Annotated in this window: 10 protein-coding genes and 2 pseudogenes; 9 read left to right on the top strand and 3 right to left on the bottom strand. The window is 64.0% G+C overall.

The annotated features are described in order from the left end of the window. The first annotated feature begins 96 nt into the window (after positions 1-96). The gene (locus X738_RS62430) at positions 97-924 is read left to right on the top strand and encodes a phosphogluconate dehydrogenase C-terminal domain-containing protein (RefSeq protein ID WP_023800214.1); all 828 of its coding nucleotides are present in this window, start codon (positions 97-99) and stop codon (positions 922-924) included. A 52-nt stretch (positions 925-976) separates the two neighbouring features. On the opposite strand, the gene X738_RS62425 is transcribed toward X738_RS62430, so the two are convergent. Further along, positions 977-1,735, bottom strand: a complete 759-nt coding sequence (locus X738_RS62425; RefSeq protein WP_031255366.1) for a hypothetical protein — start codon at positions 1,733-1,735, stop codon at positions 977-979. Positions 1,736-1,797: 62 nt separating this feature from the next. Next, positions 1,798-2,634 (bottom strand): hypothetical protein, encoded by an 837-nt coding sequence (locus X738_RS87155; RefSeq protein ID WP_245277699.1) that lies wholly within the window; start codon positions 2,632-2,634, stop codon positions 1,798-1,800. Between the two features lie 39 nt (positions 2,635-2,673). On the opposite strand from X738_RS87155, the gene X738_RS87150 reads away from it, so the two are divergent. Next, positions 2,674-2,934, top strand: coding sequence for a hypothetical protein (locus X738_RS87150; RefSeq protein ID WP_245277698.1), 261 nt, complete (start codon positions 2,674-2,676; stop codon positions 2,932-2,934). A 291-nt stretch (positions 2,935-3,225) separates the two neighbouring features. Here X738_RS87150 and X738_RS89100 read toward each other — a convergent pair. Further along, positions 3,226-3,480 (bottom strand): annotated as a pseudogene (locus X738_RS89100) (polysaccharide biosynthesis/export family protein); the annotation flags it as partial. Between X738_RS89100 and X738_RS89095 the strand changes: the two are divergent. The 7 genes and pseudogenes from X738_RS89095 to apnL all read left to right on the top strand — a co-directional run bounded on the left by X738_RS89095 (position 3,479) and on the right by apnL (position 11,322). Further along, on the top strand, positions 3,479-3,721 hold the full coding sequence (locus X738_RS89095) for a hypothetical protein (RefSeq protein ID WP_198032835.1): 243 nt from the start codon (positions 3,479-3,481) through the stop codon (positions 3,719-3,721). The pseudogene X738_RS89100 and the gene X738_RS89095 overlap by 2 nt on opposite strands. A gap of 437 nt (positions 3,722-4,158) precedes the next feature. Further along, positions 4,159-5,100, top strand: coding sequence for a D-ribose ABC transporter substrate-binding protein (locus X738_RS62415; protein ID WP_031255363.1), 942 nt, complete (start codon positions 4,159-4,161; stop codon positions 5,098-5,100). 93 nt (positions 5,101-5,193) lie between these two features. Continuing rightward, positions 5,194-5,838, top strand: coding sequence for a DUF2291 family protein (locus X738_RS62410; RefSeq protein ID WP_023800210.1), 645 nt, complete (start codon positions 5,194-5,196; stop codon positions 5,836-5,838). Next, positions 5,835-7,391, top strand: a complete 1,557-nt coding sequence (locus X738_RS62405; protein ID WP_023800209.1) for a sugar ABC transporter ATP-binding protein — start codon at positions 5,835-5,837, stop codon at positions 7,389-7,391. The genes X738_RS62410 and X738_RS62405 overlap by 4 nt, the downstream gene beginning before the upstream one ends. After that, positions 7,384-8,448, top strand: a complete 1,065-nt coding sequence (locus X738_RS62400) for an ABC transporter permease (protein ID WP_023800208.1) — start codon at positions 7,384-7,386, stop codon at positions 8,446-8,448. Before X738_RS62405 ends, X738_RS62400 begins: the two co-directional genes overlap by 8 nt. A 3-nt stretch (positions 8,449-8,451) precedes the next feature. After that, a complete protein-coding gene (locus X738_RS62395) occupies positions 8,452-9,486 on the top strand; it encodes a Gfo/Idh/MocA family protein (RefSeq protein WP_023800207.1) in 1,035 nt (344 codons plus the stop codon). Next, positions 9,483-11,322, top strand: a pseudogene (gene apnL, locus X738_RS62390) (D-apionate lactonase). Before X738_RS62395 ends, apnL begins: the two are co-directional and overlap by 4 nt. Position 11,323 lies beyond the last annotated feature (1 nt).

The raw sequence follows: 11,323 nt of genomic DNA, 5'->3' as shown, positions 1-11,323 counted from the left end.
GTCCCAAACGGGTTGCCAACCCATGGTAGTGTGATTATACCAGTTACTAAGGTGACGATCGGCAGGGCCATCGTTGGAGATCAGGAGCACGGCTGGATGACAACGATTGCGCTGTTTGGTGCCGGCGGCAAAATGGGTTACCGCCTGTCGACCAATTTTCGCGGCTCTCCTTACATCCTACGCCATGTCGAGGTCAGCGACGCCGGCCGCGAGCGGCTAAAGACCGGGCTGGGCATCGACGCGGTCAGCGCCGATGAAGCCTTGAACGGCGCCGAGGTGGTTATCCTGGCGGTTCCCGACACCCATATCGGCAAGGTCGCGGCCAGCATCGAGGGCAAGCTTGCGTCCGGCACCATGGTGGTCGTGCTCGACGCCGCAGCGCCTTTCGCCGGTCATCTGCCGAAGCGGCCGGACCTGACCTATTTCGTCACCCATCCCTGCCATCCGCCTATCTTCAACGACGAGACCGACATGGCGGCCAAGAAGGACTATTTCGGCGGCGTCAAGGCCAAGCAGCATATGGTCAGCGCGCTGATGCAGGGACCGGAGGCGGATTTCGCCAAGGGCGAAGCGATCGCCAAGATCATCTGGGCACCGGTGATGCGGTCGCATCGCGTCACGGTCGACCAGATGGCGCTGCTCGAGCCGGGCCTTTCGGAGACCGTCTGCGCTTCGCTGCTGGTGGTCATGAAGGAAGCGGTCGACGAGGTCGTCGCGCGCGGAGTCGACCAGCAGGCCGCGCTCGACTTCCTGCTTGGCCATATGAATGTGCTCGGCGCCGTCATCTTCGGCGAGACCAAGGGCGTGTTCTCCGACGCCTGCAACAAGGCCATCGAGTTCGGCAAGCCGGTGCTGATGCGCGAGGACTGGAAGCGGGTCTTCGAGCCGGAAGAGATTGCAGCGAGCATCCAGCGCATCACCTGAAGGCGGAAGCCGCCTTTCCTTCTCCTCTCGTAGGAGAAGGTACAGGCGCGTCCTATGTCACCGCGGTGACTCTACCCGCCGCATCGAGGCGACAGCCGACTCGCGCCTGCCGAACCTCGACGCCGCCTTGTCTTGCATAGTGTATGCGCACCTCGATCGGCGCCGTGAGCGCGCCCCGACGTTGCTGCAACGGGCCCGCGCTTACCGCGTGAACAAGCACGGCGCCAAGCGGCGTGGCGGCCGACCCGATCGCCATGCGGCAGGCGCGCATTACAGCTGGTGGGATACCGGGTTTGGCTTTCAGTGGCGCCATAAACGGATAGCCATAGGTGATCCGCGCCGACGTGTTGCGATCAGTTCCGGAAGGCCTGAGCTTGCGCGGCAGGATGGCGAATTGACTCGCAGCCTTGGCCTTGGTGGTGGCTGGCGTGATGCCGGCATTGCTGCTCGCGGCTTGCCCAGCGCCCAGCGCCGGGTTGCCTGGCTTACCTCCTGGAGCGGTGCCCGATGCGGACGTAGGGTCGCCCACCCCGACACCTGTCGACAGGCCGCCGCTTGCGCCGCCGAGGTTGCCGCTGACGCCAAGTCCGGCACCGAGCGATCCCTTGCCCGCGCCGAGCGATCCGCCAAGGCTTGCTCCCCCTACTCCGTCGACGCTCGAGCCGCCCGCCACCGAGGCGCCTTTCGGGCCGGCGCTAAGGCCAGCACCGACCCCGACACCGCCAAGTTTGCCGCCAAGCCCCGCCTCAAGAGCCGAGGCAGGGCAAATTGCGATCGCGACGGTCAATGCGGCTGCGACGTATTTGTTCATCACCATATTCCTCCTGCGGCATGGATTCGGGCCACGGAAATGCCCTTCACGATCACCCCTCGCTAGGGAGCGCCGAGCTTCGGCGGTCGCGTCGGGAGCAACGCGTCGGGAAGCGCGATGGTCGCCACCAGAACAGGTCGCGATGGTTTTTTGGCCTTCACTTTGTGGTTTTCCCGCAACCCCGATTGACGGGCTGGTCGCGAGCGCACGGACACATCTGCACCCGAAGCTGCGACGGCACGCGCTTTCGGAACGCGGTTGATACGCTCGCTGCGACGCTCATCCCGGGCCTTTTCAACGTCAATCGCCTTTCGAGCGGCGCTGAGCTCGCGGGCCAGGCCGACGGCCTTGTTGCGCTCTTGCTCCAACGCCACGCTCAGCTCCATCGAGACGCGGCTCGCTTCCTGCCTTGCCGCGTCGCGTTCCCGCCGGGCGCTGTCGCGATCACGAGCAGCTGAATCTGCCCGTTCCCGCTCCAGTTCGAGTGCGTCGCCAGCTCGCTTCAAAGCCGCCTCGGCCACCTGTCGTTCCCTGATGGCGTTGGTGCGCGCAGCCGCAGCCAGATCCGCGCTTGTCTTAAGCGCGTCGATGGTCTGGCGCGCCGCGGTGAGTTCGCGTTCGAAGCGCTCAGCCTTGTGCCGCTCCTCATCCAGCGCTCGCTGCGCCTCTGCAACAGAGGCCGCCATGGAGTGACGCGCTTCAAGCATGGCGGCCTTCTCGTGATCGGCGAGAGTGGCTTTGGCCTTCAAGCCTTTCACTTGGCTTTGCGCCACTTCCAGATCGAGCGCGAGCTCTTCGGCCCGTCGCCGCTGCTGTTTTAGCGCCTGTGCTTGTTCAGCCATCATGTCGGCTACCGCACGCGCCTGCGCACTGGCATCGCGGGCGCCGCGCTGCATCACGGCCAGTTCGGCTCGCGCCGCCGCCAAATCGCGGCCGTCATGGTCATCCCGAGCTGGGTCACCGCGAGCCGGCTGCACGCTCTTCCTGAGCGCGTCGACTTCCCTCAGCGCCGCAAAGAGCTTTTGTTCCAGCGTACCGCGGTCAGTCCGCATCGCATCGAGTTCCCGCACCAAGGCGTCAGCCCGTTGACGCGCCGTCGCAAGGTTCTGATTGTGTCGCGCGGCATCGTTGCGACCAGTCTGGCGAGCCGCAAGTGCTTCCGCGCGCGCTGCCGCAATTTCCATGCGAGCGGCGGCTAGCTCATTCAGCAATGCCCCTTGCAGAGTTTGCTGCTGCTCCGCAGCAGGCTGCCGAGATGTGTGGGGACCGTGCACGCCCGGTTGCGCCTCGGCTTGGCCGTTCTCGACACTGGCGCGTTGCGAAGCCACGGCCGAAGAGCCGTCGCTGGCTGCGTCAGCCGGCGGTTCGGGCGCTTCTTGTTTGACCTCCACCGAAGCTGTGAGGTCCGAAGGCGAACTTTGTATCAGTTTGACGGTTATGTCAGCCCGTTCCTGACGGCCGCTCCTGGCTTGCAAGCGATCGGAAATCAGCTTTGCCAGCTCCTCCTCACGCAGACCTGCGGCGGCAATGCTGCCGATCAAGGGAAGGTCAAGCGTGCCAGTCGAGTCGATGGTGAAACTATGGTTGAGCTGCAACGCTTCCAGAACGCCGTCGCGCAAGGCAGTCCACTGCCAAACGTGCAGTTCGATCGTGTCTCGCGGAGCAAGTCTGTCGTCAGCCTTCGGCCGACCGTGTGCCGCAGATCCCAGCAGCAGGATGATACACAACGAAATGAGGCACAGCATGGCGCTGCAGCTCCTGCCGCGCATGCCACGCAATGAAGCCGAATGCCGTCGGTCAGCAAAGCTTGGCGCGGGGCTGCAGGATGGCGGCCTGAAACTCTGCACAAAAGTCATAGCTGAACCTCACCGGCAACGCGACCCTTGCCGCGAACGGATTTCATTAGAAAAACCGCGCGCAGGCTGGGGCAGGGAGAAATTCCACAACCACGACGCGACACTAGCAAAGCCTGCGCGTACCCGCTGAGCACCGAATAAGGCTTAGGAGTGTCTACTCCTTACTTAAATTATTGCGCCCTCACCCGCGTATCATACTCCTTAAGGTGGTGGTTCTCCGACCTGGCCAGATGCAGGCGCATCGTAGGGAACGAAGTATCGCTCTTGGTGGGCTGACTCTCCGATGGCGCTTGCTGCTCATCAGATACATATCATCTGAATTTGTGGTTGACTCATTATACCAGTTGGCTTAGCTGTTGGATTGGCTTTGGCCAGCCGAGGCCGGGCTGAAAATTGGGCAGGCGGCAGGTGGAGGGGCAGGCTGAAGACGGAACCGAGCCGGATGATCCGCCCGGGTGAGCCGGCAAATGACCCGATCCGCGACACCGGACGCGATCCGCCTGACAAACTGGAATGCATTTCAGCCTGGGCCGCGCAAGCACAGGCTTTTTCAAATGGGAGGAAATCATGAAACTCACTCGCAGAATGACATTTGCGGCTTTTGCCGGCATGCTGGCGCTGGGCACCGCGGCACCCGCCTATGCGGCGGATCTCATTGCCATCATCACGCCCTCGCACGACAACCCATTCTTCAAGGCCGAAGCCGTCGGCGCGGAAGCCAAGGCCAAGGAACTCGGCTATGAAACGCTGGTGCTGGTCCATGACGACGACGCCAACAAGCAGTCCGAGCTGATCGACACGGCGATCGGCCGCGGCGCCAAGGCGATCATCCTCGACAATGCCGGCGCCGACGCCTCGGTCGCCGCCGTGCAGAAGGCCAAGGACGCGGGCGTTCCGTCGTTCCTGATCGATCGCGAGATCAACGCCACCGGCGTCGCCGTTGCGCAGATCGTCTCCAACAACTACCAGGGCGCCCAGCTTGGCGCGCAGGAGTTCGTCAAGCTGATGGGCGAGAAAGGCAATTACGTCGAGCTGGTCGGCAAGGAATCCGACACCAATGCCGGCATCCGCTCCAAGGGCTATCACGACGTCATCGACGACTATCCGGACCTGAAGATGGTGGCGCAGCAATCGGCCAACTGGAGCCAGACCGAGGCCTATGCCAAGATGGAATCGATCCTCCAGGCCAACCCGGACATCAAGGGCGTGATCTCCGGCAACGATACGATGGCGATGGGCGCCCATGCCGCCCTTGCCGCCGCCGGCCGCAAGGACGTCATCGTCGTCGGCTTCGACGGATCGAATGACGTCCGCGACTCGATCGCCTCTGGCGGCATCAAGGCCACAGTCCTGCAGCCGGCCTATGCGCAGGCTCAGATGGCAGTCGAGCAGGCCAACGACTTCATCAAGAACAAGAAGTCTCCGGCCGAGGAAAAGCAGCTGATGGACTGCGTCCTGATCAATGGCGACAATGCCGCCAAGCTGGAAACCTTCGCGCTGACCAACTGAGCCGGTGTGACATCAATCGCAAGGGACGAGCTTCCGGCTCGTCCCTTGCTTCCATTTCCCGGGTGCCCTGACCGCCATGCCGAACAAGCCGACATGTTGAACAAGCTGACTTGGGCGACCGTTGCCGTGATATTTGGCATCAGCCTGACTGCCTGCAAGATCCTGCCGACACCGTCCGCGGAAGATGCCGGCAATGCACCGGCCTTCAATGCGGACAAGATGGTCGGCGATATCTGGGCTGCCAAAATGCTGCCCTATCTCCAGCAGAAGGCCGGATCGTTTCCCGAGGTTCATGCCCTGGCGAAAGCCGATCCTGCGGCTGCCGGCGCCAAGTATGGCAATCCGAAGAAGCAGGCGAATTCGCCGTGGACCTTCGCGGTTCGCCTCGAAGGCAAGATTGTTGCGGCGAACACACAATCACGCGCGGCAACCATGGATGTCGATGCCGACGGTGACGGCAAGGCGGATGCACGGGTGCAGATCGGACCCGCGATGCGTGGCACCGCGCTGCGCGACAGCCTCGACTTCATCCAGTTCAACGATTTTACCAATCAGATCGACTTCGCCCAGTTCGGCAAGGCGTTCAACATCCATGCCGACAAGACGGTGCTCTCCAAGCTGCCGCGCGAAGCGCTGGAGGGCCGCAGCGCCAGGGTTGTCGGCGCTTATGTCATGGGCAGCGGCCAGGACCTGCCGCTGGTGACCCCCGCGGAGGCAGAGGTGGAGCCGAAGCCATGACTGCCGCCGGCGATCATGATGTCATCCTGAAGCTGGAAGACGTCTCCAAGGTCTATTCGGGGACAGTCGCGGTCAAGCGCGCGAATTTCGAAGTGCGCAAGGGCGCGGTCAACGTGCTGGTCGGCGAAAACGGCGCCGGCAAATCGACGCTGATGAAGATCATCGCCGGTGTCGAACAGCCGACGCTCGGCCGCATCCTCCTGGAGGGCGAAGAGGTCTCCTTCTCCTCATCCGGCGACGCGGTGAACCGCGGCATCGGCATGGTGTTCCAGGAGCTGAACCTGTTCGGCAATCTGAGCGTCGCCGAAAACATATTTGCCACCCGCGAGATCACCAACCGGTTCCGCAAGATCGACAGCCGGGAACAGGAGCGCCGCGCGGCGGAATTTCTCGAGCGCCTGCAGGCCGGCATTCGGCCGGACATGCTGGTCGAGGATTTGCGCATCGGCCAGCAGCAACTGGTCGAGATCGCCAAGGCGGTTTCGCTCGATGCGCGCATCCTGATCATGGACGAACCGACCTCGGCGCTGAGTGCGGCGGAAGTCGAGATTCTGTTCAAGGTGATCGCCGACCTCAAGGCGCGCGGCGTGGCGATCGTCTACATCTCGCACCGGCTCGAGGAACTGATCCGCATCGGCGACTACATCACCGTGCTGCGCGACGGCCGCATCACCGGCCAGGAGAAGATGAAAAACGTCGACACGCAATGGATCGTGCGGCAGATGATCGGCTCCGACGCCAAGGACTTCGCCAAGGCCGACGGCCATGTTCCGGGCGATGAGATCTTCCGCGCCGAGGACATCTGCCTGCCGCGCGTGACCGGCGGGCTTGCGGTCGATCATGTCTCGCTGTCGCTGCGTGCCGGCGAGATCCTCGGCATATACGGCCTGATGGGCGCCGGTCGCAGCGAGCTGTTCGACTGCATCATGGGGCGCCACGGCCATGCCACCGGAACGATTTTCATAGCCGGCAAGAAGGTCAGAGAACGCGACACCACGCGGCGCATCCGACGCGGGCTGGCGCTGATCCCCGAGGACCGCCAGCGCGAAGGTCTGGTGTCGATCCTCTCGGTCGCCAGCAATCTGACGTTGGCCAGCCTGTCGCGGTTTGTGCGCCTGTTCCATATCAGCGGCGCCAAGGAGAACCAGGCGGTGACGCAGATGGTGCGGGAACTGGCGATCAAGGTCGCCGATCCGGCGCAGGAGGTCTCGTCGCTGTCGGGCGGCAACCAGCAGAAGGTGGTGATCGGTAAGGCGCTGCTCACCGGACCGAAGGTGCTGTTGATGGACGAACCAAGCCGCGGCATCGATGTCGGCGCCAAGGCCGACGTCTTTCGCACCATGCGCAAACTGTCCCGCGACGGGCTGGGCATTCTGTTCGCCACCTCCGATCTCGACGAGGTGATGGCGCTGTCAGACCGCATCGCGGTGATGAGCAATGGAAAACTGACCGGCATGTTCGATCGCGCCGAGGCGACGGAGGCGGCACTTGTCGCCGCATCGGCGCTTGGCCACGGGCCGGTCCCGCACATGGAGAGCCACGCCCATGACTGACATCCCGGCCAAGGCTTCGGTTGCCTCCGCCTCGAGCGGCTCCGTGCTGCTGACGCTGATGAAGGCGAGGACGTTCATTGCGTTGATCGCCGTCCTGATCTTCTTCTCGATCGCGGCGCCGAATTTCCTGTCGGCCGCCAACCTGATCCTGATGTCGAAGCACGTCGCGCTGAACGCCTTCCTCGCCATGGGCATGACCTTCGTCATCATCACCGGCGGCATCGACCTCTCGGTCGGCTCGATTGTCGGCCTGTGCGGCATGGTCGCCGGCTATCTCGTGCTCAACGGCATCGACCTGCAGGTCGGCTACACGATCTATTTCAACGTCTTCGAGATCGCACTGATCACGCTGGCGGTCGGTATATTGATCGGCGCCGTCAACGGATTGCTGATCACCAGGCTGAATGTCGCGCCGTTCATCGCCACGCTCGGCGTGCTCTACGTCGCACGCGGCCTGGCGCTGCTGTCGTCGGATGGTCGCACCTTTCCGAACCTCGTCGGCAAGCCCGATCTGGGCACGACGGGGTTCGGCTTCCTCGGCGCCGGCCGGCTGCTCGGCCTGCCGGTCTCGATATGGATTCTTGTCGTCGTAGCAGTTGGGGCGGCCTATCTGGCCAAATACACCCCGCTCGGCCGCCACATCTTCGCCGTCGGCGGCAACGAACGGGCGGCGCGGATTTCGGGCGTCAGGGTCAATATGGTGAAGATGTTCGTCTACATGTTCTCCGGCTTCTGCGCGGCGGTCGTCGGGCTGATCATCTCCTCCGAACTGATGGCCTCGCATCCGGCGACCGGCGAAAGCTTCGAGCTCAACGCCATCGCCGCGGCGGTGCTCGGCGGCACCTCGATGTCGGGTGGCCGCGGCACGATCGGCGGCACCATCGTCGGCGCCTTCGTCATCGGCATCCTTTCCGACGGGCTGGTGATGATGGGGGTGAGCTCGTTCTGGCAGATGGTGATCAAGGGCCTCGTCATCATCGTCGCCGTCGTCGTCGACCAGGCGCAGCGCCGGCTGCAGAGCCGGGTGACGCTGATGCAGATGGCAAAGGCGGGCTGACCCGTGGCGGAACTGCGAGGAGCGCTGATCGGCTGCGGCTTCTTTGCCGTCAACCAGATGCATGCCTGGCGCGACATCGACAGCGCGTCGATCGTCGCCATCTGCGACCGCGACCCGGAACGGCTCAAGGTGGTCGGCGACCAGTTCGGCATTGAGCGACGCTACACAGACGCGGCGGCACTGTTTGCCGGCGAAAGCCTGGATTTCGTCGATATCGCCACCACCGCGCCGAGCCATCGTTCGCTTGTCGAGATGGCGGCACAAAACCGCGTTCCGGCGATCTGCCAAAAACCGTTTGCGCCGACGCTTGCCGACGCCAAGGCCATGGTGAAGGCATGCAGCGATGCCGGCGTGGCGTTGATGGTGCATGAAAATTTTCGCTGGCAGTCGCCGATCCAGGCGGTGCGCGCCGTTCTCGACAGCGGCGACATCGGCACGCCCTTCTTCGGCCGGATCTCGTTCCGCTCGGCCTATGACGTGTTTTCCGGGCAGCCCTATCTGGCGACGGGAAAGCGCTTCATCATCGAAGACCTCGGCATCCACAGTCTCGACATAGCCCGCTTCCTGCTGGGCGACGTTTCGACGATCACGACCCGAACCGCTCGCATCAACCCCAACATTGCCGGCGAGGACGTCGCTACCATGCTGATGGACCACAAGAGCGGCGCAACGTCCGTGGTCGACTGCAGCTATGCGACCAAGCTCGCGACCGAGCCGTTTCCGCAGACGCTGGTCGAGATCGACGGCAGCGACGGCACGATCCGGCTCGAGCAGGATTACCGGCTCACCGTCACCGGCAGGAACGGAACGGCGGTCAGCGACGTCTCGCCGCCGCTGCTGCCCTGGGCATCGCGGCCGTGGCACAACATCCAGGAAAGCGTCGTCGCCATCCAAAAGCACTGGGTCGCCTGCTTGGCGAGCAAAACCGAGCCGGCAACCTCGGGCGCCGACAATCTCAAGACCTTGGCGCTGGTCGAGGCCGCCTATGCGAGTGCTGCGAGCCGTGAGCCGGTGCAGATCGACACGCTGCTGAGATGACCGCCGACGCCTTCCTCCTCTATGGCACGCGCGCTGTCCAGGCCGAGCCGGTCAGGCTGCGCGCCGGCGCACTCAGCGCCGACTTCGTCAACGGCAATCTGCGCACCATCCGCCATGGCGGCATCGAAGTGCTGCGCGCCATAGCCTATATCGTCAGGGATCGCGACTGGGGCACTTACGAGCCGACGCTTGCGGACCTGACTATCGACCAAGATGCCGACACTTTCTTCGTCAGCTATTCGGCAAGCTGTGTCGGGCCGGGAGGAAGCCGGCTCAACTTTCGCGCGACGATCAAAGGTTCCGCCGACGGCCAGCTGGTTTTCGACGTGAGCGCGCTTCCCGAAAACGCTTTCGAGACCAATCGCTGCGGCTTCTGCATCCTGCATCCAATCGCCGGCCTGGCCGGCAGCCCGGTCACTGTCGAGCACACCGACGGCAGCGTCGTCGCAACGAAACTTCCTGAGCTGATCGACCCCTGGCAGCCTTTCAAGGATCTGCGGGCGATCACGCATGAGGTCCGGCCCGGCGTCACCGCGGAATGCCGGATGGAAGGCGATGCGTTCGAGATGGAGGACCAGCGCAATTGGTCGGACGCGTCCTACAAGACCTACGTCCGGCCGCTGGCGCTGCCTTGGCCCTACATGCTGCCCGCCGGCCAGACTGTGCGCCAGACGGTCAGTCTGCGTGTGACCGGCGACGGCAGGGCGCCGGCTGCCGCAGCAGCAGCCGAGCCGGTCCGAGTCGAACTCGGCGAAACCGGACCGCTGCTGCCGGATATCGGCGTGATCATCTATCCGGACGAGGTCGAGACGGCGCTGGCAAACCTGCCGACACTGTCCGCGCTCGGCCCGCAGCAGCTGATGTTCCATTACGATCCAACGCGGGGCCATGGCCTCGACGCCTTGCAGTCCTTTGCCCGGCTCCGCCGCAGCCTACCCGGTCGAGACCACGCTCGAATGCGTCGTTTCCTGCGTTGGCGATCTCGATGCCGAGCTCTCAGGCGTCGCCGGCATGGTGCGTCAGGCCGGGCTGAAGCTCTCGGCTATTGCCGTCTCGCCTTCGGTCGACCGGCAGTCGACGCCGCCGGGCAGCGCATGGCCTGAATGTCCGCCGCTTGAAGATGTCTATGCCGCGACGTGCCGCGCCTTTCCCGACATCCGCCTCGGCGGCGGCATGTTCAGCTATTTCACCGAACTCAACCGCAAGCGCGTTCCCGCCGATCTGCTCGATTTCGTCAGCCACTGCACCTGCCCGATCGTGCACGCCGCCGACGATCTCAGCGTCATGCAATCGCTGGAGGCACTGCCTTTCATCACCCGATCGGCGCGGGCGATCTTCGGAGCAAAACCCTACCGGATCGGCCCATCGACCATCGCCATGCGGCAGAACCCCTATGGCGGCGCGACCAAGGCCAATCCGCACAATCAGCGCATCGCCATGGCCGACCGGGATCCGCGCCATGCCGGGCTGTTCGCGGCAGCATGGACGATCGGCTATGGCGCGCGGGTCGCGCCGGCCGGGCTGGAGATGCTCACGCTGTCCAGCTTCAGCGGACCGTTCGGCGTGCTGGCGGCATCCGGGGAACCTGTCGACGAAGGTGAACCCCGGCCGATCTTCCAGGCCGTGCATGGGCTTTGCGAACTGGCCGGCTTCAGACAAGTGGCGGCGAGGACGAGCGATGAGACGCGGGTGGTCACGCTGGCCGGCCGTTCTGCCGCGTGCCAGACCATCATGTGGCTGGCGAACCTGACGGCGAGCGAAGTGACGGTTGATATTTTCGGGTTCGAACGACGCCGCCTTGTGATGACGCCTTACGCGATCACCCGGATCGGGTGAA

The organism is Mesorhizobium sp. L48C026A00 (assembly GCF_000502375.1).
Lineage (GTDB): Bacteria > Pseudomonadota > Alphaproteobacteria > Rhizobiales > Rhizobiaceae > Mesorhizobium > Mesorhizobium muleiense.
This window is presented reverse-complemented; position numbering and strand designations above follow the sequence as displayed.